Below are 24,259 nucleotides of genomic sequence, written 5' to 3'. Positions count from 1 at the left end.
TACAATTTATTTTCTATGTGTTTTATGCTTCCCTGTGGTTACCAACGGGTATAAAAACTCTGCTATATACCCTACCGTTTTATCAAGATACATTTGCCAGTTGGTGTTGCCAAAGTACCATGGGCAATGTTCGGCACCTTCAAAAATGTATTTTTTATAATGCAGGCCAATGTTTGCCGCACGTGTAACAACCTCCTGCGCCCAGGGCAATTGTATAAACGAATCTTTTTCGCCGTGCACCCATAAAAATGGCGCATCACCGGGGCTTTCAACAGCCGTTGTATCGGGCAGTGCGCCGCACAGGCACAGCGTTGCTCTTGCTTTTGAACTGTAGCCGGCATTGCCGCTTTGCCCTTCGATATTATTTGGATTGGCTTTAGGGTACAACCGCAGTTCGGCCGGTTTATCCACATAGTTAGCCATCATGGCGGTAATGGCGCCGGCCGATTCGCCACCAATAAAAATATTGGCGGTATCAATACGGTACCGCTGTGCCGAAGCCCTGAAGAAGCGTATAGCAGCCTTCAGGTCATGCATGGCGTCGGTCATGGCGCGGCGGTTTGTATCCGGCAGAAGCTCCTTGTAAGTTGAAAACAGCTTAATACCAAATGTGGGGTCGAGCCGGTAATCAATACTGGCTACCGCGTAGCCCCGCATGGCCAGCTTTTGGCAAATAATGCGTATAGACGGCCACTTGCGCGTACCGCCCTGGAAGCCGCCGCCATGCACATAAATAATCAGCGGACGCTTTTTAGCCTTATCGCCCCGGGGCTCATAAAAATCAAGTAAAAGTTCCTCTGTTTTATGCTGGTAATTGGTTGCCTGGCCATAAGGTATATTAACAACGCTATCTGCCTGGTTATAAGCTTGGTGTAAATAACGCTGTGCAAATAATAACTGTGCCCAGCAAATACATACCGCAAAAATGAGTAATCCTTTTAATGCCCTCATCACTTTTTCTTTATCCCGGCGTCAATTAAGTCAAGCGGTACACGTATGCCGCGTATGCGGTACCGGTTGGGGTCCATTTTACCGTCAACGCAAGCCGGTGCACAAGTGCCATATCCGTTAATGCAATAAGTAACTAAAATTTCGTTACTGTTGTTAATATACTGCGGATGCGCTACGGGCACGTAAAAAAACGGGTAGTGGCCGTTTAGCGTATCGTCAATGGTATAAATGCTTTTAAGATTGGTAAAAGGCCCGGTTACCTTGCCTGCAGTAGCGGTATAAATGTTTTTCCCCATATCGCAACCCATGCTAAATTCGCTGCTTACCAACACAATTTTATTGCGTACCGTTATTAAATTAGGTGTTGAGCCTACGTTGCTTTTAACAATCGCCGACTTTGACATATCATCCGTCCAGCCGGTGCCTGTCCAGCATTGCCAGGGTCCGTTAGGGTTGGCGGTGGCAAATTTGGCCAGGTGCAGGTTGTTATTTTGCTTTACCCCTTTTATGCCGTATACATAGGTATGGCCATCGTTTGCATCCTGCACAAAGCCTACGCCGTAGTGTACGCCGTAAAATTCCTGTAATTGATGATACCCTACTACAATCATTTCAGGGTATTTCATTTTGGTAAGCACATTGCGGCCGGAGTAATCAAAGCCAAGGGTACCCTCGCCGGTAAGTTTTACTCCCGAGCAAAATATATAGATAGTATCTTCTATAAGCGTTGCCGAAACAGGCCAGTAAAATTCCCCTTTGTGCGGACTTTTAAATAACGACCGGCCAAAGGGCACGCCCGGCGTTTCATCACCAATAAGCGTTTGGGTATCTTCCCATCGCCAGTTGTTCGGCGGTTGCACCATCGCAGCATTGTTTACCTGGAACAGGCATGGCACCATCCCGGTTTTAGGGTCAATGTTGTCAATAAAGGCATCGCCAAAGGTCCACAGGGTACGCCCGTCGGGCAGATGGGTCGAAAAGCCTCCGTCGGCGGCGGTAACACCGTTGCCACGCTTAAAAAAGTTGGTTACTACGGTGTCTTTATAGGCAACCGTACCCTTGTGCTGTGCAATTGCACCTGTAATGGCTAGCACGCCAAATATAAGGCAAGCCGAAAATCGTAATGGTTTTATCACGGTATAAAAATTAGTAACGGCGCCTATAAACGGGCCTTAGAAATGTTGCTTATTATTGGGCTTTAAAATTAAAGCAATATCGCTTGTCATCCTTTCACTGTAGTATGATAGTACTATTTCAAACATTCTTAAAAGCTATAGTTACGCTAATTGCTATTTCTCAACTTCGCGCATTACAAAAAATAACTTTTTCCCGATAAATCTGCTTAACTTTCGCCAAAGTTCGATAGCACTATCTCAAACATCGCTGGGGTTATAAACGATTTACATTCACAACCGGGGGAAGGTTACGCGTGCTCAAATACAGAAGTGATAAGCCTATGGACGCTTTGCAGAAAAACAACGAACGTACTATTATCAATTTTGCAGATACGGGGATTGATCATGTGCATTTGATAGGCAGGTATTCTTACCTGGGGGTACGCCCGCAGCTGGAAACGCATATACACCCGGGGATGATAGAAATTTGCTACTGCGATAAAGGGCAGCAGGTGTATGAGGTTGCAGGCCAGGAATATCATTTGAAAGGCGGCGATGTTTTTGTAACCTTCCCCAACGAGCCTCATAGTACGGCTGATTATCCGGAAGATAAGGGCATACTGTACTGGCTGCAACTACATGTGCCCAAAAAAGGAGAAAACTTTTTAGGATATAACAGCGCATACGCTAAAACCTTGATCGATGCCATTACCCAACTTCCCTCGCGGCATTTCAGGGGCACGGCCGGTATAAAAAAACTGCTTGACGATATTTTGCAGGCGGGTAAGCAACCGATGGGTGAGTTTAACAAGTTAATTGTATACAACCTGGTTACTAACTTGCTTATAACCGTGGTTAAAAGCACCGCTACCCCTGTACAAAATAAGGCAAATGCAACCCGGATATTAAACGTTAAACAGTTTATAAATGAAAATCTGGTTAACGACCTGTCCATAAGCGTACTTGCGGCGCAGCAGTACCTGTCCGAGTCGCATTTTAAAAGCTGGTTTAAGCGCGAGATGGGCATATCGCCTATGGACTATGTATTAAGGGAACGGGTAGAGCGTGCAAAACGCCTGCTTGTTGGCCATAATAATACAAGCATCACCAGCATAGCGCTTGGGCTAAACTTTTCATCGTCGCAGTATTTTGCTACGGTATTTAAAAAATATACCGGCTTAACACCTGCCGGGTACCGTAACATGTTTAAAGAGGGCGCCACCGGGCCGGCTTAATTATACAAATATCCGCCGCAGGCCTACCGGGCAGTTATATAGCGTAATCAACGGTTAACGGCCTGGCTAAAGCGGCCCTTTAAATAATTTTATATATTTGAAAGCATGATTTATTTATTTCTAAAACAAAAATGTCTTAAACTCCTTTAAGGAATAAATACGTCTATGTCTGATATGTACCGGCCGGGGCCCAAGATACCGGATATTGCCTTGTTTGAAAATTTACCAGTTGCTATATACACCTGCGACAAAGATGGTTATATAACATCATATAACCGGGCTGCTGTAAGACTGTGGGGCCGCGAGCCAGAAATTGGAAAGGATAAATGGTCGGGTGCCTGGAAATTGTATTACCCCGACGGCATGCCCATGCCTATTGATGAGTGCCCTATGGCACGCGCTATAACGCAAAAAAAAGCTCTTGAGGACGAACACATCATATTGCAGCGCCCCGACGGCGAAAAAAGAAACATAGCCTCACACCCTGTACCGGTATTTGACGATGCGGGTAACCTGATAGGCGCAACCAACACCTACCTTGACGTTACAAACGATAAGCATGACGAGAAGCAGCAGGCATGGCTTGGAGCTATCATAACATCGTCAGACGATGCCATCATCAGCAAAACACTTACCGGTGAAATAACCAGCTGGAACCGCGCTGCCGAGAAGCTGTTTGGCTATACCGCCGAAGAGGCTATCGGGAGGCATATTTCATTACTTATACCTAAAGAACGGCTGGCCGAAGAAGAACTGATAATTGGCAAAATACGCAACAGCGAAAGCATCGACCATTTTGAAACATACAGGCGTACCAAGTCGGGATTAGAGATTCCGATATCCCTTACCGTGTCGCCTATTAAGGATGGTAAGGGGCAAACCATAGGCGCATCAAAAATTGCGCGCGATATAAGCAGGCAAAAGCATGCCGAAGAGCGTTTGCAGCGTTATGCCGAGAGCCTGGAAATACTTAACTCCTTTGGCAAAGTAATAGCCGAGGATATGGATATCCAAAGCATCCTGCAAAAAGTTACTGATGCCACTACCCAGATTACACAGGCACAGTTTGGCGCTTTTTTTTATAACCAGGTAAATGATAAGGATGAGTCATACACGCTGTTTACCTTATCGGGCGCCCCGCGCGAGGCTTTTGAGCAGTTTGGCATGCCACGCAATACAGCGGTATTTGACCACACGTTTAAGGGCCAGGGCATTGTAAGGGTTGATGACATTACTGCCGACCCAAGGTACGGCCATAATTCGCCGCATTTCGGCATGCCCAAAGGGCATTTACCCGTAGTGAGCTACCTGGCTGTACCGGTTATTTCTAACTCCGGCAACGTCATAGGCGGCCTCTTCTTTGGCCATCCCGAACGTGGCAGGTTTACCCAGGAGCACGAACAATTGCTTACAGGCATAGCCGCCCAGGCAGCAGTAGCCTTAGATAATGCCAAACTGTACGAAGAGATAAAGGTACTTAACTCCAAAAAAGATGAGTTTATCGGCATGGCGAGTCACGAGTTAAAAACACCTGTAACCAGCATAAACGGCTACCTGCAGATAATTGACCGCAATATGCCCGCCGATGACCGCAACAAGCCTTTTATTAACAAAACGCTTAACCAGGTAGGCAAGCTTACCACGCTGATAAGCGATCTGCTTGATGTATCAAAAATACAAACAGGTAAGCTGCCTTTCTCTTACGCGCATTTTGACATGGCCAAACTGCTGGAAGATGTGGCCGATGTAATGGGTCAAACGCACACATCACATAAAATTGAACTAACCTGCCATGAAACTGCGCTGAACGTATACGCCGACCAGCAGCGCATAGAGCAAGTGATCATCAACCTGATATCAAACGGGGTTAAATACTCGCCCAACAGCAACCGTGTTTTGGTTTGCGCGGAGGCTGCCGGTAATAAAATAAGGGTGTCTGTACAGGATTTTGGCATAGGCATAGATGCTGAGCAGCACGACCGTATTTTCTCCCGGTTTTATAGGGTTGAGAACCTTGCAGCGCATATGTCAGGCCTGGGCATCGGCCTGTACATCAGTCATGAAATTGTTAGTCGCCATAAAGGCAAACTCTGGCTCACCAGCGAGCCGGGCAAGGGTTCAACCTTCTTTTTTGAGATACCTGCGGATAAGCAGGATGTGTAATTAAGTTATTGACTTATAGCGTGCGCCGGGGTAGTTTTCACGTTCGACAAACGCTACCAAGCCCGCAATCGTAATTACGAGGCACGAAGCAATCTATACTCGAGAACGTCATTGCGAGCAACGAAGCAATCTATTCGCAAGAACGTCATCGCCAGGCACGAAGCACCTATACTCAAGAACGTCATCGCTAGGCACGAAGTAATCTAACTCAAGACCGTCATTGCGAGTAACGAAGCAATCTCTATATGCTTGGCATCCCTGCGGTGCTTCGTTAGGCTCGGTAAAGTGCTTTGCTGAAAGCCTGTGGACGTACTTTGATTTTTTCGCAAAAGCAACTAGATCGTCATTGCGAGGAACGAAGCAATCTCTTTAGACTGTTTAGCCAGTTCTTCGTTAGGCTTGGTAAAGTAATTGCTTAAAGCCAGTGGATGTACTTTTTCTTTTTCCGCAAAAGAAAAAGTACCAAAAAGAAAACTCCCGGCTGCGCCTGACCCTGTTAAAGTTAATGCTAAAGCACTGCCAGTGCTACCCGTGCCAGCCGATGCCGGATTTTAAGGTGAACTTCTGTTCGTCAGGCTCTTTTTATTTTGAATTTTGAATTTTGACTTTTTTTCTGTCTGCCTGTTAACATTCCGGAACCGCAAATACAACCGTCATTGCGAGGAACGAAGCAATCTCTTCAGACTGCTCAAGCAGTGCGTCGTTAGGTTCGGATGTGTACTATATCGTTGTCAGTGGATGTACTTTTTCTTTTCCCGCAAAAGAAAAAGTACCAAAAAGAAAACTCCCGGCTGCGCCTGACCCTGTTAAAGTTAGTGCTGATGCACTGCCAGTGCTACCCGTGCCAGCCGATGCCGGTTTTTAAGGTAAACTTCTGTTCATCAGGCTCTTTTTATTTTGAATTTTAACTTTTGAATTTTGACTTCCCCCTGTCTGCCTATAAACCTTCCGGAACCGCAAATACAACCGTCATTGCTAGGCACGAAGTAATCTAACTTAAGAACGTCATTGCGAGGCACGAAGCAATCTCTTTATGCATGTCATCCCTGCGGTGCTTCGTTAGGCTTGGTAAAGTGCGTTACCGAAAGCCAGTGGATACTCTCTTTTGTTATTACTCAACTACGATCCTACATCAATTGTAATTGCGAGGAACGAGGCAATCTCTTCAGACTGCTCAGCAGTGCGTCGTTAGTAGCGGCTGTGAGCTATTTGAAAAACCAGAGGATGTATACGTTGGGATATTTTGCTATTGCTTCTTATATCGCTAACCCCTGAACGATGCATGCCCCGGACTCGCTACTACCTGTGTAAACCCTGCGCAATATTTAAGCATACATTTTGTGGGCAGATGGGCAATGCCATTTAATCTGTTAGCTTTGTATTACTACCAAGCCCGGATAAAAATTTATGCTGTCAGAACCTACTTACCTTGCGGCACGCATGGTAGCCGCTACAATTGAAGAGCATTTTGCCAAGCATTTGCATGCGGCGCGTAAACTTGATGAGCCAAACCTGGCGCTTAAGCCCGAAACGCGTATAATTGAAGCCGTTATTGATGCGGCATTTTGGGCTAGCCTGCGCCGCGAGGAAGGCCGGCCGCCTAAAATATCCATTGCGTTACTGCATCCCTCACAGTCAGACCAGCCCCTTGCTTTTGGTAAAAGGCTGCGTTTAACGCCTAAAAATCTGATAAAGCTGGCACCGGCGGTTGAGCAGCCGGGTGTGCATTTGGGCGTGTGGCATGAAAATGACGAGATTTTTATATGGGGCACCACCCACACCATACCGGGTATATGCTTTGTGCTTGAAGTGGCAGAGCCGGGCCTGCTTGTTATAAAACATAAACGTACTGATGGCTTCGGCAAGTTTGTAAACGTAGCTATTTTAAAGGGCGATGAGATAAAGATTGTTGACGAGGAAACATCAGGTATTGGCGATTGCCCCGAACTGCTTACATCCCTGCTGGGGCTGCCCTTGCCGTACCGTAACGGAAATAATGTTAATGTACTGATACAACTTGCCGCAGCCATGCGCCAGCATGGGCGTGGCGGATTGGTGCTGGTAGTACCCGCCGAGTCTGATGCGTGGAAGCGCTCCATTGTACAGCCAATGAATTACCCGGTAAACCCGCCTTACGCTGTAGTAACCGCGCTTACACAACGTGAAGAGCAGGATGGCGATAAACTGGAATGGCAGGAAGGGATGCTTGAGGCTATTAAAATTGTAGGCGGCTTTACCGCTGTTGACGGGGCTACCATTATTACCCAGGACCACCAGCTGCTGGCCTTCGGGGCTAAAATAGCCCGCTCTGAAGAGAGTGCGCCGGTAGATGAGCTTATAGTGACAGAGCCGGTACTTGACGGCAAGGTGCAGCGCCTGCATCCGGCCCAAAATGGAGGTACGCGCCACCTTGCTGCAGCACAATTTGTGCACGACCAGCGCGACGCTATTGCCCTGGTAGCTTCGCAGGACGGTCTTTTTACCATTTTTTCATGGTCGCCGGGGTTAAATGCGGTACATGCGCACCGTATAGATATTTTGCTGCTATAATAAGTGTAATTTAGCCCGATGAGCAAAGATCCTTTAAGCGCGTCGCTGTTTGAAATGCGGCTGGAAGAAATATACCGGCGCCACGGGTGGCTGCGGTATGAAATAAGTTTGCGGGATTTTGTCAACCTGTTTTTTCCGTTGCGCTATAAACAAGGCGTGGCGCTGCGGCCGGAGCAGCCTGCGAGTTTTGGGCTTGACCGTGAGATATATTTACAGGTACTGGTGGCCTTTAAGCAATCATTTAACGCCGCTTAGTAGTAACCAGCGGGTTGATAATTAACTACAGCTATGGTTTATGAGGGGTGCTTACATCAGCTCCTTCATCAGTTTATCAAAGTTTCCCTTTAATTCAGCCAATTGCTGCTCAAGTGACGCTACCCTGGCTTCGAGTGCACCCGCTGAACGCTGGCTTGTTTCGGGTACAAAATCATCCTCCGTATACTCAATGTCGCCGGCTAATAAATGCATGTAGCGTACCTCTTTTTGGCCGGGTCGTTTTGGCAATTGTTTTATGTACATGGTGTCGCCTGTGGCCAATTTATCCAGCAGCTCCTGCACCTCGTCTAATGTTTCAAACTCGTATAACCTGCCTGAGTTGGTGTTTATTTCGCCCGGTGTTTGCGGCCCGCGCAATATCAGCAGGCAAAGCACGGCAATTTCTGCGGGCACCAGCGGGTATACAATTGCAAAATTGTGTTTATACTTGGTAACCCGGCTTGATCCGCCTGTAGCTGTAGAAATTAATCCTTTCTTTTTCAGCGCATCCAAGGCGGCCACAACAGTATCATCATCATATTCAACCACAGGTTTGCGTGCTGTTTTTTGGTTGCAGGCTGTAGTAAGACTATTTAATGTAAGCGGATAATACTCGGGCGTAGTGCGTGATTTTTCCATCAAAGCGCCCAATACGCGCAGCTCGGTATCAGTTAAAACAGGTAATGTTTGCGGGGTATCCATGGCAGCAAATATATGAGTTGTTGGCAAATGTTACGGCACGGCGGTAACAGCTGCCGGGCTTTGTAAGCCTGCCAGCGGTAACAGAGACAAAAAAAAGCCCGGAGCAGTTAAACGTCCGGGCTTGCAATATGGTTATTAGGGTGACTGGCTTAATTATAAACTTTAACCATAAACACGTAATTCTGCAGTTTTTTTATCTGCTGTGTGCGTGTTAAACCGGCTAAAGCATTTTTAGTATTTAAACTAAGTTTTTTCTGAAGCGAATCAGCCGGGATGGCGTCTATTGCATCCAGCAAATAGCTTGATTTACGGGCAAAGGTCATGCTTTCATACCGCGATTGTTTGCCGGTAAGTATACCTATCAGGTTACCCCTGCTATCAAGCAGCGGGCCACCACTATTGCCGGGCCTTGCCGCTATTGATACCTCGTATGAGGTGGTATCGCCGTTTGAACCCTCAGGCGACGTTAACGAGCCGGAGCTGAAAGCAAGCGCATCTTTAGGGTAACCAACGGTAAACACATCTTCCCCTAAGTCGCTTTTTGATTTTTTAAAGCTGTATGGCACTGTTCCCAGCGGGGTAAAGGCCGGATCGTTTATGGCCAGGAAAGCTATATCCTGCGCCGGCTCGCTGTAAATAATTTTGGCACGGAACGATTCGCCGTCAACATTTTGCACATAAACAGAATCAGCGTCTTTTACAACATGGTAATTGGTAACTATATAGCCATTACCTGTAAGGGCAAAGCCGGTACCCCTGTAGCTGCCGGGGTTAGCCATTTGCCGTTTAACGCCTGTAAGCTCCTTGCTCAGCATTTTGTTAATACGGTCCTGCCGGGCGTTATTTTGCTTAACGCCATTTATCTCGCGGCTTAACAACTCATATTTGGAATCGTTACTGTTGAATTTACCTGTAAAAAACAAGGTAGTTAATGCTGCAATAATGGCTATAGATGCCGCTACAGATATTTTTGAGTGATGATGACGCCACAACCTTACTATCCAGGTTGGCTGTATAAATAAATCTTCATGCAGCGTATCAACATCAATTTCATCATGTATGGCGTTAAGACGGTTTTCAAGCTCAATACGCTCGCCATACTGCTTTAACAGGCCTACAAAATGCTTATGCTCGGTAACCTGGCTATCCACAGCGGCATTTTCTGCACGCAATTGCTCAAAGCGTTCACGCTCCTCTCCGCTCATCTCTCCGCTTAAGTAGCGGTCAATCGCCTCAATTAATTTACTATCGCTCATTACCTCTTTATTTAGTTTTGCTGAAAAAACAGCTTTTTTAACCTTTGCAGGCACTTGTACTTCTGTGTTTTGGCATTATCGGCATTGGTATACCCAAAGCGCTCACATATATCCTGCATTGATCTGTTGTTGATATAAAAATCTTCCATAATGGTTTTACAGGGTTCGCCTAACAACTTTAGGGCGTTTTCCATTTTACCAAACTGGATGTCGCGGTCGGTGTGTTTTTCAGCCTCGTCCTCATCATGGGCAGAGTATTCTTCAAAATCCTTAATATCGCCTCCGTAGCGGCTCATTTGTGCAAGCCTTTTTAACCATAACCTGCGGCTTACCGAGTAAATGTAGGTTTTGAGTTTGCTGCTCAATTCAAAATCACCCGACTTGATTTTATTATAAAGAACAATAATAGCTTCCTGGTAAATATCCTTCGCATCGTCCTGGTTACCGTTATTATTTATAATCAACTGCATCACCATCGGAAAGTAGGCCAGGTACAACCGCTTTAATATGGCCTCGGAATTGTTGAGGATACCTAAAATGGCTTCACTATCAGTTGGTGCAGAACTATTTACCTTGCTATTCACTGTTAATACAATTTATGCGAAAATGTAACCCATACTTCATAAAAAAAAATTAATATGATAAAAGTTACATGTAGTGCTTAATACCATAAGGAGGTAAATGTAACCCTTAGCGGGCACTTTTTTTAAAATACCTGTGTTTACCTTGGCTACTGCCGGTTAACCCATTGCAAATAAATTTAAAAACACTGATTACAAGCACTTTACATAAAAATAACTTTTTTTGGGGTTACCTTTTATTAAAAGCGGTATTAAGCGTAACAAACACTAAAAACTCATAAAAAATGAAAAATGCATTCAAATTAGGCTTTTTAGCCGTAGCTATCTCTCTTTCAGTTGTTGCTTGTGGTGGTAACAAAGAAGGTGACGGTGCTGATACTACTGTAACTGATTCATCAACTATCATCACTGATACTACTTCAGTTGATTCAACTGTTACTACTGATTCTGCAGGTACAGATACTACTGTAACTACTGAAGTTGAAAAAACTGAAACTCACTAATTTGAAAAAGGGTAATACCCTTTAAAATTGTGAAATTTATACTAAAAAGGTAACCTGTTAATTTTTTTTTAAATTAATGGGTTACCTTTTTGTAGTTTTGGTATTAACGTTAAACTATTAATCACTTTTAAAAAAATTAAAATGAAAAACGCATTTAAATTAGGCTTCTTAGCCATCGCTGTTTCTTTATCAGTTGCAGCTTGTAAAGGTTCTGGTTCATCAGATGCTGATACAACTGTTGTTGATTCTACTACAATTGTTGATTCTACTACTGTTGTTGATTCTACAGTTGTTGATACTGCAGTTGTTGACACTGCTGCTGCTGACACAGCTAAAATGTAATTTTTGCATTCAGGCAAAAAAAACCGGACCATTTGGCCCGGTTTTTTTTTGCCCGCTACTCCCCTATATGGTAAGCGAGCTTGTTATCATCGGCTAACGGTGAGTTTTGGTCGCCATTACTGACGTAATAAATTATTGTCAAGCGCTGTCGCGCAGCGCGCGTATCTCCTCGTGCGAATCCTGCAACGAATCGTATTGCGCGGTTAACATCTCCCTGATGTAGGCCGGCATATTTTCGTCGTCCAGTGCCAACTGGTAAGCCTTTAATATACTGTCTTCGCCAAACTCACATTCCTCAAGTATGCTGCGGGCCGAAACCGTGTCGCTAAAGGCGCCCTTAAGTTCTATCCAGGCACGATGTACAGCTCCGCCAAATGTGGTTGTATTTTCGATATCCTTGGTTTGGTTTAAAGCTTCTATCTCGGTGCCTAACTGCATCTTAAAACGATGACTATCGGCAATACAATCTAAAAACAAACGGCGTAACCCGGCATCGTTATCAGTTAACTTTTTCAAGGCCAGCTCAAAGCCCCTGATGCGGTCGTTATTTATTTGCACCAGATCATTAAGTGCTTCGATGGTTATTTGTGTATTATCCATAACAATTTAGCTGATTAACCTTTTCTGAATAAGGAAACTACCCACCAAAGCAGCAGCAATACCACAACCACCACAATAATCCCTACATAATATCCGGCTTTAAAAATATCGCCCACTACCGAGCACCCGCCCAGTGAAAACATCACCATGGTAATTAATAACAAGTTTAGCTTTTTCATAGGTGTAATTATTTTGGTACGATTTACCAATACAATAATCAGACCCATTTTTCATCATCAGCATTTCTTAATTTCTTACTTTAGCCCTGTATGACTAAATCAGCCGATTTTTTATCACTCGACCACATTACCATACGCTCTATAAACAAAGTATTATTCAGCGATATTAATTTTGAAGTTAAAAGGGGCCAGCACTGGGCGTTGATTGGCGAAAGCGGATCAGGCAAGAGCGCGCTGTTGCAGGCCATTGCCGGTAAGCTAAACGTGAGTAACGGGCAGATAGTTCACCACTATTTTAACGAGTATTTAAAGCATAGCCCCGGCCTGCAGGATGGGCTGTTTACTTATCATAAATTACTGGCGCTGGTTGAGCCAAGGCACCATTTTAAAAACCTGAGTAACACTACCGATTTTTATTACCAGCAGCGCTACAATTCGTTTGACTCGGAAGACGCGCTTACCGCGGGTGATTACTTGGACAGCATTGTACACTTGCCCGGCAATGATTATTGGAACAAGGCCAAAGTGGTTAAACTGCTGTATTTAGACACCCTGCTGCCAAAGCAGATCATCAAACTATCAAACGGGGAAACCAAACGCCTGCGGCTGGCATCGGCACTGCTTAAAAACCCCATGCTGCTGTTACTGGATAACCCGCTGGCAGGGCTTGATGTGCAAACCAGGGCGGAGTTTGACAGCATTTTGCAAGAGATAACTGCATCAGGCATCACCGTGATTATGACTGCCGCACCCGGTGAAATGCCGGCGGCCATAACCAATATAGCGGTGTTGGCAGGGGGCTCCACTATCCAAACTTTTAACCGCGAAGATTTTAAGCCCGAAGATTTCAGCCATTACAATAACGTGCATGTTGACCTATCGGCTATACAACAGCTTATTGACGTGCCCCGCGAAAGCCCTTACACTTACATTATTAAAATGCAGGATGTGAGCACAAAATATGGCAGCAATAACGTATTGAGCCATGTAAACTGGGAGGTAAAACCGGGCGATAGGTGGGCATTGATTGGCGCTAACGGCGCTGGCAAGTCAACTTTATTAAGCCTTATTAATGGTGATAACCCGCAGGCCTATGCCAACAATATTATCCTGTTTGATAAAAAGCGCGGCACAGGTGAAAGCATATGGGATATTAAAGCCAAAATCGGCTTTGTATCGCCCGAGCTATACCAGTATTTCCCTGCCGATAACAGTTGCCTGCAAGTGATTGAATCAGGGTATTTTGACACACTGGGCCTGTTCAGGCAGAGCAGCCCGCAACGGCAGGAGAAAGCCCTTGCCTGGATGAAGCTTTTGGAGATAGACAAATACGCCCATATGCCGCTAAAAAACATACCTGCCGCCGCACAGCGCCTGTGCCTGCTGGCCCGCGCGCTTATAAAAAATCCACCCCTGCTGATATTTGACGAACCCTGCCAGGGACTGGACAGCCACCAGCAACTGCACTTTAAAAAAGTAGTTGACGAATTATGCCGCTTAACAGATGTTACCCTGATATATGTTACCCATTATCAGCATGAGATACCGGATAGCGTGGATAAAGTGCTGAGGCTGGAGAAGGGTGAAGTGGTTTGATTTGGAGGTTGAAGAGGCCTCACCTAAATCCTCTCCAAAGGTTAGGACTTGAAAAGGAATAGGTGGAGATGCTTTGGTACAAATACGGGAGCGTCACCTAAACCCTCTCTAAAGAAAGGACTTGAAAACATCAATAAGCGAGGAAAAGCCCCTCTCCCTTGGAGAGGGGTTGGGGGTGAGGCGTCGCTTACGAAAGTAAGGACACGATATTTTAATTTTATAACAGATGATTCTCGTACTCGCATATGGGCATTAGTTATTCTGAAATGATACAATGCTATACCCGGACGGAGTCCTTCATTTATGTTGTGGATTTAAGTGACGCTACGCTTAACACTTAAACCAGTTAGGTATTTAGACATCTTTACATCAAATGAGTGAACTTGCATAAAGAGATTGCTTCGTTCCTCGCAATGACGGTTGTGTTGTGGTTTGGAAGGTTCATAAGCAAACAGAAGAAAAAGTCAACAGTAAAAACTCTAAAATCAAAAAAGAGCCTGACGAACAGAAGTTTACCTCAAAAACCGGCATCGGCTGGCACGGGTAGCACCGGCAGTGAATCAGCACTAACTTTAACAGGGTCAGGCGCAGCCGGGAGCTTTCTTTTTGGTACTTTTTCTTTTGCGGGAAAAGAAAAAGTACATCCACTGACGATGATAACGCACTTTACCAATGCTAACGTAGCACTGCATGGATGATGTATTAGCAGAAGTTAATAATGTATCCAAATGCTTATTGTGACAAGCGTAAAGAGATTGTTTCGTTCCTCGAAATGACGAGTTGTGGTGTGGTTCGGCAGGTTCATCAGCTGACAGGAAATTGAAAAGCAAAAACTCCTAACAGAGAAACGCAGAAATGAAGCAGTAATCGCCACCCCGATCAGTCAAACTTTTACAACCCGCTTACACCAACCATAATCACACAACCCTTATATTTGTATATGAATACCGCCGAACTGCTGCAACGCGCCCTTCAATTTGATTTTTTGAGTTTGGAAGAGGGGGTTTATTTGTATCACAACGCCCCTACCGCGCAGCTGGCCTATGTAGCTAATGAACTGCGTAAGGTGCAGGTGCCCCACGGTAAGGTTACCTGGCAGATTGACCGTAACGTGAACACTACCAATGTGTGTATTGCCAACTGTAAATTCTGCAACTTTTTTCGCCGGCCGGGACACGATGAGGCGTATATAACCGATATTGAAACTTATAAGCAAAAGATAGAGGAAACCTTTAAATACGGCGGCGACCAACTGCTGTTACAGGGCGGCCACCACCCCGATCTGGGGCTGGCTTTTTATACCGATCTGTTTAGCAAATTAAAACAACTATACCCTACCTTAAAACTGCACTCCCTGGGTCCGCCGGAAATTGCGCACGTTGCCAAACTGGAGAACATGAGCCATTACGATGTGCTGAAGGCGATGAAAGAATCGGGGCTCGACTCACTTCCCGGCGCCGGTGCCGAAATACTGAATGACCGGGTACGCCGCCTGATATCAAAAGGCAAATGCGGGGGCCGTGAGTGGCTGGATGTTATGCGGGCCGCGCATCAACTGAATTTACCCAGTTCGGCTACCATGATGTTTGGCCATATTGAAACCATTGAGGAACGCTTTGAGCACCTGGTATGGATACGCGAGGTACAAAGTGAGAAACCCGAAAACCATTATGGCTTTATCGCTTTTATTCCCTGGCCTTTTCAGGACGATGGTACCCTGCTGCGTAAAGTGCGTGGCATCACCAACAACGTAACCGGCGACGAATATATCCGCATGATAGCGTTAAGCCGCATTATGCTGCCCAATATTAAAAACATACAGGCATCATGGCTAACGGTTGGTAAACAGGTGGCACAACTTTGCCTGCACGCGGGTGCAAACGATTTTGGCTCAATAATGATTGAAGAGAACGTGGTATCGGCAGCAGGTGCGCCGCACAGGTTTACGGCCAAAGGCATACAGCAATCTATTATTGAAGCAGGCTTTGAGCCGCAGTTGCGCAACCAAAGGTACGAGTGGCGCGATTTACCTGTCGAAATAGAGGAACAAGTGATAAATTACTAATAAAAAAAGCGGCCCCTAATGCAGGGACCGCTTTTTTTATCGTTATATAATTATTATGCCGGTTTTATAAAGGCCGGTATCAGTAACGCAAGTACCTGATCTTTGGTCAAAGGCTCGTCAAACGAAGCCGTTGCCGACTGTATTGTTTTACTGTTGCCGGTGTTAGGCAAATCAGTAATATTTATGCCAAGCTGCATAATTTCCTGCTCGCCGTTGTAATTTCCGTCAACGCCGGCTACACCTGTATCATTACCTTTTGACCCGGTGCTTACTATCCACGGACGAAGGCCTAAACCCAGTTTATCATTTAATACATACCTCACAGCCGAGGCATGGCGCGCCTCAACAGCATGTATGGCTAAAGCTGCGCCTAAAACAACCTCGTTACCCAACAACTTAGGGGCCTGTCCTTTATAGGCACGTACACCTGTATCTTCAAAAGCTACAGACACCTTTAAAAATGTTTCGTAGTTTGACATTACATTACCAAAAGCACCGCCGCCGGTAAAGTCAAATTTTAACGCGCTTTTAGGCGTAAACTGGCCACCTAATGCGGTAATGGTTGACTGTAAAAAAGTAACGTGGGCGTTTTCATCCCTTGATATTTTTTCAAAGTAGTTTGTGCGGTCCGCAGCAGGCATACCCAGGCCTGTTGCAGCCAGGCCTGCTTTATAAAACTCAGCCTCAAGGTACTCCAGTGTTAACGCGAAATCCAGCACGCCGATAACTTCTGAAGGCGATGATTGCGCGTAAGCCTTTTTAAACAAACTGCCAAAAGCAAACGGTAAAGATGCCGCGGCAACTTTTGAGCCAAAGCTTGTTATATTTTTGATAGCTGCCCGGCGCGGACTAATGCGTTCGCTAACCTCGGGGTCTACCTTTTCTATTTCTTCTATTATATTAAATAAATTCATGGCGATGGATATTAAAAGTTAAAACTTGAAGCGCTAACCTTAGTCTTCAGATACATATTGGCAGCAGCTAATACCGCGTTAGGCCCGTTTGATTTGTTGAGTCCGGTTGCAAGGTCAACCTGGTCGGCATTAACAAAGCTTCCCGGGTTAATCAGGTTGCTTATCAACGCGGCATGCCTGGCTTCAACAGATACTATTTTACCGGCAACGGTTAAAATATCTGCACTGGTTATTTTAAATGCAATACCATTATAAGCAGTTACACCCAAATCTTCAAAGGCTTTTGCGGCAGTAAGTATGCTGGTACGGTCGCCAAAATTAATCGCGCTAAAATCAGGGGTTAAATCTTTTATAGCCTTGTCTTTAAGTGCTTTTCTAAAAAATTCGCGATGCGCTACCTCGTGGTCACGTATCTCGCCAAGCAGGCTTTTTTCGTCATTGTTAAACACGTTGCCGCTTGTATCGGCTACTTGTATGTAAAACGCCGCTTCAAGCTGCTCAAGCGCGTAAGCATAGTTTAATACACCAATGTCGCCCGATCCTACGTCGGTTAACCCGTTGTTAGGGTTATTTTTGTCTTTTTTACAAGCGCCAACGGCAGCCAAACCAGCAACCGCCACGCCCGCACCTGCATAACGCAAAAAGGCCCGCCTGGCCATTCCTGCATCGCTTTGGTTAAGTTGTGTTTCTGTTTTCATAATGTTGATAAATGATTAAATAATTATATTAGGAACATACCGTATTTTTGACCGTACAGTTTTTATTATTAATATAATAACCACAACCTCAGCGAATACAACCCTTATTTGAACTTAAAACCCGATGGAAAATATTGAACAACATATTGAGGCCCTCATCTTTTCATCGGAACAAAGCATACGTACCGAAGAGATTTTGTATTGCCTGCAAGCCACCTTTGAGCGCGACTTTACCACCGAGGACGTGATAAAAAACCTGGGTAACATCAAAAAGAAATATGATGACGAGACGATGGCTATTGAGTTGGTGAAGTTGAATAATGGCTACCAGTTTTTAACCAAAAAAAACTACCATGCTATGGTGAGCCTGCTGCAGGCGCAGCGCGCAAAAAAGAAGCTGAGCCAAGCCGCCATGGAAACACTGGCAATTATAGCATACAAGCAACCGGTAACCAAAATTGATGTGGAGCAAATACGCGGCGTTAACTGCGACTACTCGATACAAAAGCTGCTGGAGAAGGAATTAATAGCTATTGTAGGCAAATCTGAAACGGTAGGAAAGCCTATTTTATATGGCACAAGCAATTTGTTTATGGATTATTTTGGCATAAACTCTATTAATGAGTTGCCTCATATTAAAGAGCTTACTGATTCGTCATCAACCATTGGCGAAGCTGCCGAATAATTATTTTAGTTTTTTTTATAAGAAATTGGATTTTGATTATTTTTACTGAACACGACACCGTGTTACCTGCAATTAGTATTAAACACGAAACCGACATTAGTATTTGATAAAACTTTTACCCTAACGCTATAATGATGGGAACGCCAAAGAAAACTCCAAAGAGCCCCGCTTCTAAAATTTCCGGCGAGAGAAAACAAAGCGGCCTGGCTGATGATGCAACACCTAAAAAAAGGATGATTGATGACGACGATTTTGAAGAGCCACTAGATGACCTTGATGGTTACATGTCATACAACGATGATGACGATGACGACGACGATTATAAATATTAGCATATAGCTGCAGCATCCGGAAACTCACCGGATGCTTTTTTTATATTTGGCGTTATTACGTTGTATGGTTATAAAAGAGGTTAACAACAAAGCAGCCCGTAAAGCATTTTTAGATACTGCCCGCCTTATTTATCAAAACGACCCAAACTGGGTTTGTCCGCTTGATAGTGATATTGAAGCGGTGTTTGACCCTAAAAAAAATGATTTTCATGCCCACGGCACCTGCACCCGCTGGGTATTATATAATGATAACGGCCGGCCCGCAGGACGTATAGCCGCTTTTATAAACAACAAAAAAGCGTATAACTATGAGCAACCTACGGGCGGTATAGGTTTTTTTGAGTGTGCAGATAACCAGGCTATGGCCTTCGCATTATTTGATACAGCTAAAAACTGGCTTGCCGCCCAGGGCATGGAAGCCATGGATGGGCCCATTAATTTTGGAGAAAACGATAACTTTTGGGGCCTGCTGGTTGAAGGGTTTACCCCACCATCATACGGCATGAACTACAACCCGCCCTACTACCGTAAATTTTTTGAGGATTATGGGTTTGTTACCGAGTATGAGCAAATTACCAACCATTTAGATACCACCAAGCCATTTGACGAGCGGTTTACCAAAATTGCCAATTGGGTAATAAAAAAACCGGGATACGAGTTCAGGCATTTTAAAGTAAAGGATATTAACCGCTTTGCGGCTGATTTTATTGCTATATATAATGATGCCTGGCATGACTTTGAAAACTTTGCACCTATTACAAAGGCTACTGTGCTGCAAAGCTTTGAAAAAATGAAAGCGATAATGGACGAGAAACTTATTTGGTTTGCCTACGTAAATGGCGAACCGGCCTCGTTTATTATAATACTGCCGGACGCCAACCAAATGATAAAGCCGTTAAACGGTAAACTGGATATTATTGGCAAACTAAAATTTTTGTATTACAGGTGGAAAGGTGTAACCCGTATGCGCGCTATTGTAATGGGCACCAAAAAGAAATACCAAAACCACGGGCTTGAGTCGGGTATCTTTATAAAACTAAAGGAATATGTATTGCCATTAAAACGATACAACGAGCTTGAACTATCGTGGGTGGGCGACTTTAACGAGAAAATGCTTTCTATCCATCATGCCGTTGGGGCGGTATTTGGTAAAAAGCATTTAACTATGCGGTGCAAATTTAAAAAGGCCATGTAAAAACGGCCTTTAAGTATTTTATGCGGTAACCTTTTTAACCCTAAGCTCTTCAAAAAGCTCTATCACTTTTTTCTGCAAGTCAATTACCTCGGTTTCGCGCTCGGTTAACTTTTTGTGGATGGTTTCCAGTTCATTAACAAACTTTTGTTCGGCCTCCGTGTCGTTAAATGTAAGCAGTTGCACTACCGACATTTCAAACAAAGTGGCTATTTGCTCAAGGCGTGATAAATTTATATCGGTTATGCCGGTTTCGATCTTAGAAAATGCCGGAATAGAAATGTCTAATTTCTTCGCAACATCTTCCTGGCTCCATCCCTTTTGATGACGTAGTAGCCTGATCTTTTTTCCCAGTGTTTTCATTTCAATGATTAATTAAGGATCGGTTTCCCAATAGTTAATAAAGTTAAAACTTAATTTTAATAAAATAATATAATTACAATAATTTATTTTTTACCTCAGCTAAATCAAGCCCGCCAAAGTTGCCTGAACTCATCATCAACAGGTTACAATTTATTAATTTAATATGGTTTATATATTGCAATAACTGCTCAGGGTCATCAAAAAACACCAGGCGGGGGTTGGCAAAGGCTTTTTTTACCGTGTCGGCGCCATAAGGCTCAAGTTTCTTCTGTTCAAAGGTTTTTTTATCAATAAATACAATGGCAGTATCGGCCTGCGCCATAGTGCCGCTGTACTCCGCTAAAAAATCTTCGTTAAGGCTGCTAAATGTATGCAGTTCAATACAAGCAATCAACTCTCTATCAGCAAATTGAGCTTTTACTGCTTGTATAGTAGCCTTTAATTTTGATGGCGAATGGGCAAAGTCCTTATATATGGCGGCGAGGTCATTTTTGCCAACCAGCTCAAGCCTGCGGGCCGCGCCTTTAAAGGTTCCCATAGCAGTGTAAAACGCATCGGCATCAATATCAAGCTGGCGGCATACCAGTCGCGCGGCCTCAATATTGAGCAGGTTGTGTTCGCCAAAAACCTGTAAAGGATATATTTTTTCGTCGTAAATAATATTTGTTATACCGTTTTCAATAACATGCGGCGGCAAGGCATACGGCAACTTATCAATCCCGGTCTCAAGCCCGGCAACAACATCATTTAGTACTTCATCGGTTTTGCAATAAATAAGTTTGCCGCTCGGCTGTATGGTTTCAATAAATATTTTAAACTGTTCGGTATAATTATCAAATGTGGGGAACACGTTGATATGGTCCCACGCTATACCGCTGATAACGCCGATATTGGCTTTGTAAATATGAAACTTAGGCCGCCTGTCTATAGGTGATGCCAGGTATTCATCACCCTCAATAATAATAACCGGGGCATCTTCGGTAAGGCCCACCATGGTTTCAAAACCATCAAGCTGTGCGCCCACCAGGTAGTCAAACTTTTTACCCGCCTGCTGCAGCACATGCAATATCATGGATGTGATGGAAGTTTTGCCGTGGCTGCCCCCTATTACCACCCGCAGTTTGTTTTTTGATTGCTCGTATATATAGTCGGGATACGAGTATATAGTTAACCCCAGCTCCTGCGCCTTGAGCAATTCGGGATTATCGGTACGGGCATGCATGCCTAATATAACAGCGTCAAGCCCGGTACTTATCTTTTCAGGATACCAGCCCTCAGCAGCAGGCAATAAACCATACCCGGCCAGCCGCGATGCCGACGGCTCAAAAATATGATCGTCAGACCCGGTAACCGTAAAACCCTTTTTATGCAGGGCAATGGCCAGGTTGTGCATGGCGCTGCCGCCTATAGCGATAAAATGTACCCTCATTTGATTAAAATTCGTGCGAGCTAACAAAAACGCAATATTAAGATATTTTAGCCTAATTGAAGTCCATTGACGTTTTAGAAATTTGATATATCAAATCACAAAGTATAATCAGTGATGAATTAATTTTTAACTAATTATTTCATTATTATATTTCTTTTAATTTTATACATTTACTTTTAATTAACCTATTCATAATCTAAATTACTCATCATGAAAAAAATGCTAAGGCTTAGTTTGGCTATTGCTATTGCCATGTTTGTATGTTCAACTTCGTTCGCGGATACAAAACCGCCTAAAAAATCGAGCAAACCTCAAACGGATGTTATAAAAGCGGTATTTGTATTAAAGTTTACACCAATAAGCGGCTCGCCGGGATGGAATAACATTAAAGCTTATCTGTTAAAAGTGAATTACACCACACAAGAGTATAGCCCTTTAACGGCTACCAACGATTATACATTAACATTGGGAGAGCCAGAGTGGACACCCGTTTATCAAGATTTTTACTCAGGATCATATTATCGCGATTTCGGCTCGCATACATGGACCACGTCTATGAATATGTCATTTACGATATCACCCACATTCCAGGGACCATACCCATTACACAATCAGGTTGTCATGGAAAGTCATTTGTCAGGCTTCACATTAGTGCCTTAATTGAAAAAGAGCGTATGTTATCAGAAATAACATACGCTCTTTTTTAAATCTCACTTTAATATAAGTTATCCCACTAAACCAGCATCTTTAAATAGGTTAAGATGCATCACTTCACAAACTTAACGGCCACCCAATCCTGTTTCTTTTTATGGGTAATATGCGTCAGCCCATACTTGCGGGCTTCATCAGCAATAATATCCAGGTCAGGTTTTTCGTAAAAACCGCTGAAATATATTTCACCTTGTGGCTTTAAAACCTCGCTGTAACGCTGCATCTGGTCAAGCAGTATATTACGGTTAATGTTGGCCAGTATACTATCGTACTGCTCATTGGGTATTACCTCCTTTGAGCCGCATAGTGCGGTTATATTAGCCACATTATTCAAGGCGGCATTTTCAAGCGTGCTGTCATAACAAACCGGGTCGTAATCAATTGCGGTTATAGCCGAGGCACCCAGCTTTGAAGCCATAATGGCTAATATGCCCGTTCCGCAGCCCATATCCAGCACAGCCTTGCCGGCAAAATCGTTCTCCAGCATCAGCTCAAGCATCATGCTGGTGGTTTGATGATGCCCGGTACCAAATGCCATCTTTGGGTCGATAATGATCTCATACGGAAACTCCGGCCTGGCAGCGTGGAACGTAGCCCGTACAAATATCTTATCCTGTATTTGTATCGGTTCAAAGTTACTCTCCCACTCCTGGTTCCAGTTTTTTTGGGGTATAAGGTTTGTCTCGTAACTAAAACCGAACATATCCCGGTAGAGCAGCAAACGGTCTTCTACCCCCTGCAAGCTTAACTGCAGAGCCGGAATATATGCTTTAAACCCATCGTCCACGTCTTCAAAGGTATCAAAGCCAAGGTCTGCCAGTTCATTTATCAGCAGGTCCTGCTGGTATTCTTCAGCCGATTCAAGTTTAAAATGTAATTCGTAATAGTCCATGGGTGAATATCAGACGGGGAATTAGAACACGTTTACTGAGGGACAGGCACAATATCGTAAAAAGTACAATACCCAAAAGAGGTGAGATATGGTACCGAACAGGCAAACTTACCCGGAGTAACATATCTCACATCTTATCCCGATAGCTTATCGGAACTCAAATCTAATTAATTAAACGCTTTAACAATATCGGCAAAGTCGCGCGATTTAAGTGACGCGCCGCCGATAAGGCCACCGTCAATATCCGCCTGTGCAAACAGTTCGGCAGCGTTTTTAGGGTTGCAGCTTCCGCCGTAAAGTATGGTTGTATCATCAGCAACCTGCTGGCTGTACTTGTCAGCAATTTCCTTGCGGATGTAAGCATGAATCTCCTGCGCCTGCTCTGATGTAGCCGTTACGCCTGTACCTATGGCCCAAACAGGTTCGTAAGCTATAACCAGCTTGCCAAACGCCGCGGCATCCAGGTGGAAAACACCCTCTTCTAACTGCGATTTGATAATGCCGAAATGTGAGCCGGCCTCGCGCTCCTGCAAAGTTTCGCCGATGCAAAAAATAGGCTTCAGGTCATTCTTTAGCGCGGTATCAGTTTTAGCGGCAAGCAGCTCATTTGTTTCGCCAAAATACTGGCGGCGCTCTGAATGGCCTAATATTACATATTCCGCGCCGGTTGATTTTACCTGTTTGGCTGATGTTTCGCCGGTATAAGCACCGCTTTCATTTTGGTGGGCGTTTTGCGCGCCTACCGCAATATTGTTGTAACCTTTTGCTAACTGTACCAGGCTGTGCAGATGAATAAACGGACTGCAAACCACTACCTGCTGGCTGCCGGTGGCTTCATCTTTAACGATGTTGATGACCTCTGAAAATAAAGCTAACCCTTCGTTATAATCCAGGTTCATTTTCCAGTTTCCGGCTACTATTTTTTTCCTCATGATAATATAATCTTATTG

26 protein-coding genes are annotated in these 24,259 nt (G+C 44.4%); 13 read left to right on the top strand and 13 right to left on the bottom strand.

Annotated features, from left to right (window positions below):
- Positions 1–6: 6 nt before the first annotated feature.
- Both DJ568_RS15345 and DJ568_RS15340 read right to left on the bottom strand, forming a co-directional pair.
- On the bottom strand, positions 7–951 hold the full coding sequence (locus tag DJ568_RS15345; protein WP_114006177.1) for an alpha/beta hydrolase: 945 nt from the start codon (positions 949–951) through the stop codon (positions 7–9).
- Complete coding sequence (locus tag DJ568_RS15340) at positions 951–2,087, bottom strand: DUF5005 domain-containing protein (protein ID WP_158534950.1); 1,137 nt, start codon at positions 2,085–2,087, stop codon at positions 951–953. The genes DJ568_RS15345 and DJ568_RS15340 overlap by 1 nt, the downstream gene beginning before the upstream one ends.
- Before the next feature lie 293 nt (positions 2,088–2,380).
- On the opposite strand from DJ568_RS15340, the gene DJ568_RS15335 reads away from it, so the two are divergent.
- The 4 genes from DJ568_RS15335 to DJ568_RS15320 all read left to right on the top strand — a co-directional run bounded on the left by DJ568_RS15335 (position 2,381) and on the right by DJ568_RS15320 (position 8,269).
- Positions 2,381–3,301: an AraC family transcriptional regulator gene (locus DJ568_RS15335; protein WP_147238774.1), complete on the top strand. Its 921-nt coding sequence runs from the start codon at positions 2,381–2,383 to the stop codon at positions 3,299–3,301.
- Between the two features lie 165 nt (positions 3,302–3,466).
- Positions 3,467–5,464 carry a PAS domain S-box protein gene (locus DJ568_RS15330; RefSeq protein ID WP_114006174.1) on the top strand — a complete coding sequence of 666 codons (1,998 nt, stop codon included), beginning with the start codon at positions 3,467–3,469 and terminating at the stop codon, positions 5,462–5,464.
- Positions 5,465–6,871: 1,407 nt separating this feature from the next.
- Complete coding sequence (locus DJ568_RS15325) at positions 6,872–8,014, top strand: putative sensor domain DACNV-containing protein (RefSeq protein WP_114006173.1); 1,143 nt, start codon at positions 6,872–6,874, stop codon at positions 8,012–8,014.
- An 18-nt stretch (positions 8,015–8,032) separates the two neighbouring features.
- Positions 8,033–8,269 (top strand): hypothetical protein, encoded by a 237-nt coding sequence (locus tag DJ568_RS15320; RefSeq protein WP_114006172.1) that lies wholly within the window; start codon positions 8,033–8,035, stop codon positions 8,267–8,269.
- A 51-nt stretch (positions 8,270–8,320) separates the two neighbouring features.
- On the opposite strand, the gene DJ568_RS15315 is transcribed toward DJ568_RS15320, so the two are convergent.
- The 3 genes from DJ568_RS15315 to DJ568_RS15305 form a co-directional block, all read right to left on the bottom strand.
- Positions 8,321–8,971: a YceH family protein gene (locus DJ568_RS15315; RefSeq protein ID WP_114006171.1), complete on the bottom strand. Its 651-nt coding sequence runs from the start codon at positions 8,969–8,971 to the stop codon at positions 8,321–8,323.
- Between the two features lie 149 nt (positions 8,972–9,120).
- Complete coding sequence (locus tag DJ568_RS15310; protein WP_114006257.1) at positions 9,121–10,227, bottom strand: S1 family peptidase; 1,107 nt, start codon at positions 10,225–10,227, stop codon at positions 9,121–9,123.
- Between the two features lie 11 nt (positions 10,228–10,238).
- Positions 10,239–10,811 carry an RNA polymerase sigma factor gene (locus tag DJ568_RS15305; RefSeq protein WP_114006170.1) on the bottom strand — a complete coding sequence of 191 codons (573 nt, stop codon included), beginning with the start codon at positions 10,809–10,811 and terminating at the stop codon, positions 10,239–10,241.
- Between the two features lie 281 nt (positions 10,812–11,092).
- On the opposite strand from DJ568_RS15305, the gene DJ568_RS15300 reads away from it, so the two are divergent.
- Positions 11,093–11,311 (top strand): hypothetical protein, encoded by a 219-nt coding sequence (locus DJ568_RS15300; RefSeq protein WP_114006169.1) that lies wholly within the window; start codon positions 11,093–11,095, stop codon positions 11,309–11,311.
- Positions 11,312–11,452: 141 nt separating this feature from the next.
- A complete protein-coding gene (locus tag DJ568_RS17275; RefSeq protein ID WP_114006168.1) occupies positions 11,453–11,653 on the top strand; it encodes a hypothetical protein in 201 nt (66 codons plus the stop codon).
- Between the two features lie 138 nt (positions 11,654–11,791).
- Here DJ568_RS17275 and DJ568_RS15290 read toward each other — a convergent pair whose 3' ends face one another.
- Together DJ568_RS15290 and DJ568_RS17415 are read right to left on the bottom strand one after the other, a co-directional pair.
- Positions 11,792–12,253: a PA2169 family four-helix-bundle protein gene (locus DJ568_RS15290; protein ID WP_114006167.1), complete on the bottom strand. Its 462-nt coding sequence runs from the start codon at positions 12,251–12,253 to the stop codon at positions 11,792–11,794.
- Positions 12,254–12,267: 14 nt separating this feature from the next.
- The gene (locus DJ568_RS17415) at positions 12,268–12,432 is read right to left on the bottom strand and encodes a hypothetical protein (protein WP_199560999.1); all 165 of its coding nucleotides are present in this window, start codon (positions 12,430–12,432) and stop codon (positions 12,268–12,270) included.
- Positions 12,433–12,522: 90 nt separating this feature from the next.
- On the opposite strand from DJ568_RS17415, the gene DJ568_RS15280 reads away from it, so the two are divergent.
- From DJ568_RS15280 to mqnC, 3 genes are all read left to right on the top strand, one after another.
- Complete coding sequence (locus DJ568_RS15280) at positions 12,523–14,028, top strand: ATP-binding cassette domain-containing protein (RefSeq protein ID WP_114006165.1); 1,506 nt, start codon at positions 12,523–12,525, stop codon at positions 14,026–14,028.
- A 377-nt stretch (positions 14,029–14,405) separates the two neighbouring features.
- On the top strand, positions 14,406–14,726 hold the full coding sequence (locus DJ568_RS15275) for a hypothetical protein (protein ID WP_147238772.1): 321 nt from the start codon (positions 14,406–14,408) through the stop codon (positions 14,724–14,726).
- A 242-nt stretch (positions 14,727–14,968) separates the two neighbouring features.
- Complete coding sequence (mqnC, locus tag DJ568_RS15270; protein WP_114006163.1) at positions 14,969–16,093, top strand: cyclic dehypoxanthinyl futalosine synthase; 1,125 nt, start codon at positions 14,969–14,971, stop codon at positions 16,091–16,093.
- A gap of 53 nt (positions 16,094–16,146) precedes the next feature.
- Here mqnC and DJ568_RS15265 read toward each other — a convergent pair whose 3' ends face one another.
- Complete coding sequence (locus DJ568_RS15265; RefSeq protein ID WP_114006162.1) at positions 16,147–17,007, bottom strand: ferritin-like domain-containing protein; 861 nt, start codon at positions 17,005–17,007, stop codon at positions 16,147–16,149.
- A gap of 11 nt (positions 17,008–17,018) precedes the next feature.
- Positions 17,019–17,705 carry a ferritin-like domain-containing protein gene (locus DJ568_RS15260; protein ID WP_114006161.1) on the bottom strand — a complete coding sequence of 229 codons (687 nt, stop codon included), beginning with the start codon at positions 17,703–17,705 and terminating at the stop codon, positions 17,019–17,021.
- A 124-nt stretch (positions 17,706–17,829) separates the two neighbouring features.
- On the opposite strand from DJ568_RS15260, the gene scpB reads away from it, so the two are divergent.
- From scpB to DJ568_RS15245, 3 genes are all read left to right on the top strand, one after another.
- Entirely contained in the window at positions 17,830–18,390 is a 561-nt protein-coding gene (gene scpB, locus DJ568_RS15255) for an SMC-Scp complex subunit ScpB (RefSeq protein WP_114006160.1), read from the top strand.
- Positions 18,391–18,521: 131 nt separating this feature from the next.
- Positions 18,522–18,722 (top strand): hypothetical protein, encoded by a 201-nt coding sequence (locus DJ568_RS15250; RefSeq protein ID WP_233496703.1) that lies wholly within the window; start codon positions 18,522–18,524, stop codon positions 18,720–18,722.
- Positions 18,723–18,786: 64 nt separating this feature from the next.
- A complete protein-coding gene (locus DJ568_RS15245; RefSeq protein ID WP_114006158.1) occupies positions 18,787–19,917 on the top strand; it encodes a GNAT family N-acetyltransferase in 1,131 nt (376 codons plus the stop codon).
- An 18-nt stretch (positions 19,918–19,935) separates the two neighbouring features.
- Here the strand turns inward: DJ568_RS15245 and DJ568_RS15240 are convergent, their stop codons facing one another.
- Together DJ568_RS15240 and DJ568_RS15235 are read right to left on the bottom strand one after the other, a co-directional pair.
- Positions 19,936–20,277 carry a helix-turn-helix domain-containing protein gene (locus DJ568_RS15240; RefSeq protein WP_114006157.1) on the bottom strand — a complete coding sequence of 114 codons (342 nt, stop codon included), beginning with the start codon at positions 20,275–20,277 and terminating at the stop codon, positions 19,936–19,938.
- Between the two features lie 73 nt (positions 20,278–20,350).
- Positions 20,351–21,706, bottom strand: coding sequence for a UDP-N-acetylmuramate--L-alanine ligase (locus tag DJ568_RS15235; protein WP_114006156.1), 1,356 nt, complete (start codon positions 21,704–21,706; stop codon positions 20,351–20,353).
- A gap of 210 nt (positions 21,707–21,916) precedes the next feature.
- Between DJ568_RS15235 and DJ568_RS15230 the strand changes: the two genes are divergently transcribed.
- Complete coding sequence (locus tag DJ568_RS15230; RefSeq protein ID WP_114006155.1) at positions 21,917–22,366, top strand: hypothetical protein; 450 nt, start codon at positions 21,917–21,919, stop codon at positions 22,364–22,366.
- 106 nt (positions 22,367–22,472) lie between these two features.
- On the opposite strand, the gene prmA is transcribed toward DJ568_RS15230, so the two are convergent.
- Both prmA and tpiA read right to left on the bottom strand, forming a co-directional pair.
- Positions 22,473–23,309 (bottom strand): 50S ribosomal protein L11 methyltransferase, encoded by an 837-nt coding sequence (prmA, locus tag DJ568_RS15225; protein WP_114006154.1) that lies wholly within the window; start codon positions 23,307–23,309, stop codon positions 22,473–22,475.
- A 167-nt stretch (positions 23,310–23,476) separates the two neighbouring features.
- Entirely contained in the window at positions 23,477–24,241 is a 765-nt protein-coding gene (gene tpiA / locus DJ568_RS15220) for a triose-phosphate isomerase (protein ID WP_114006153.1), read from the bottom strand.
- Positions 24,242–24,259 lie beyond the last annotated feature (18 nt).

The sequence above is a fragment of the Mucilaginibacter hurinus genome (genome assembly GCF_003324525.1).
GTDB lineage: Bacteria > Bacteroidota > Bacteroidia > Sphingobacteriales > Sphingobacteriaceae > Mucilaginibacter > Mucilaginibacter hurinus.
The sequence above is the reverse complement of the archived record's forward strand: the minus strand, read 5'-3'. Positions and strand labels throughout refer to the sequence as shown.

Bases quoted from the DNA above. Each gene is read 5' to 3' on its own strand.
- DJ568_RS15345 (WP_114006177.1), bottom strand. From the start codon at position 951: ATGAGGGCATTAAAAGGATTACTCATTTTTGCGGTATGTATTTGCTGG.
- DJ568_RS15330 (WP_114006174.1), top strand. From the start codon at position 3,467: ATGTCTGATATGTACCGGCCGGGGCCCAAGATACCGGATATTGCCTTG.
- DJ568_RS15325 (WP_114006173.1), top strand. From the start codon at position 6,872: ATGCTGTCAGAACCTACTTACCTTGCGGCACGCATGGTAGCCGCTACA.
- DJ568_RS15320 (WP_114006172.1), top strand. From the start codon at position 8,033: ATGAGCAAAGATCCTTTAAGCGCGTCGCTGTTTGAAATGCGGCTGGAA.
- DJ568_RS15315 (WP_114006171.1), bottom strand. From the start codon at position 8,971: ATGGATACCCCGCAAACATTACCTGTTTTAACTGATACCGAGCTGCGC.
- DJ568_RS15310 (WP_114006257.1), bottom strand. From the start codon at position 10,227: ATGAGCGATAGTAAATTAATTGAGGCGATTGACCGCTACTTAAGCGGA.
- DJ568_RS15300 (WP_114006169.1), top strand. From the start codon at position 11,093: ATGAAAAATGCATTCAAATTAGGCTTTTTAGCCGTAGCTATCTCTCTT.
- DJ568_RS17275 (WP_114006168.1), top strand. From the start codon at position 11,453: ATGAAAAACGCATTTAAATTAGGCTTCTTAGCCATCGCTGTTTCTTTA.
- DJ568_RS15290 (WP_114006167.1), bottom strand. From the start codon at position 12,253: ATGGATAATACACAAATAACCATCGAAGCACTTAATGATCTGGTGCAA.
- DJ568_RS17415 (WP_199560999.1), bottom strand. From the start codon at position 12,432: ATGAAAAAGCTAAACTTGTTATTAATTACCATGGTGATGTTTTCACTG.
- DJ568_RS15280 (WP_114006165.1), top strand. From the start codon at position 12,523: ATGACTAAATCAGCCGATTTTTTATCACTCGACCACATTACCATACGC.
- mqnC (WP_114006163.1), top strand. From the start codon at position 14,969: ATGAATACCGCCGAACTGCTGCAACGCGCCCTTCAATTTGATTTTTTG.
- DJ568_RS15265 (WP_114006162.1), bottom strand. From the start codon at position 17,007: ATGAATTTATTTAATATAATAGAAGAAATAGAAAAGGTAGACCCCGAG.
- DJ568_RS15260 (WP_114006161.1), bottom strand. From the start codon at position 17,705: ATGAAAACAGAAACACAACTTAACCAAAGCGATGCAGGAATGGCCAGG.
- scpB (WP_114006160.1), top strand. From the start codon at position 17,830: ATGGAAAATATTGAACAACATATTGAGGCCCTCATCTTTTCATCGGAA.
- DJ568_RS15250 (WP_233496703.1), top strand. From the start codon at position 18,522: ATGATGGGAACGCCAAAGAAAACTCCAAAGAGCCCCGCTTCTAAAATT.
- DJ568_RS15245 (WP_114006158.1), top strand. From the start codon at position 18,787: ATGGTTATAAAAGAGGTTAACAACAAAGCAGCCCGTAAAGCATTTTTA.
- DJ568_RS15240 (WP_114006157.1), bottom strand. From the start codon at position 20,277: ATGAAAACACTGGGAAAAAAGATCAGGCTACTACGTCATCAAAAGGGA.
- DJ568_RS15235 (WP_114006156.1), bottom strand. From the start codon at position 21,706: ATGAGGGTACATTTTATCGCTATAGGCGGCAGCGCCATGCACAACCTG.
- DJ568_RS15230 (WP_114006155.1), top strand. From the start codon at position 21,917: ATGAAAAAAATGCTAAGGCTTAGTTTGGCTATTGCTATTGCCATGTTT.
- prmA (WP_114006154.1), bottom strand. From the start codon at position 23,309: ATGGACTATTACGAATTACATTTTAAACTTGAATCGGCTGAAGAATAC.
- tpiA (WP_114006153.1), bottom strand. From the start codon at position 24,241: ATGAGGAAAAAAATAGTAGCCGGAAACTGGAAAATGAACCTGGATTAT.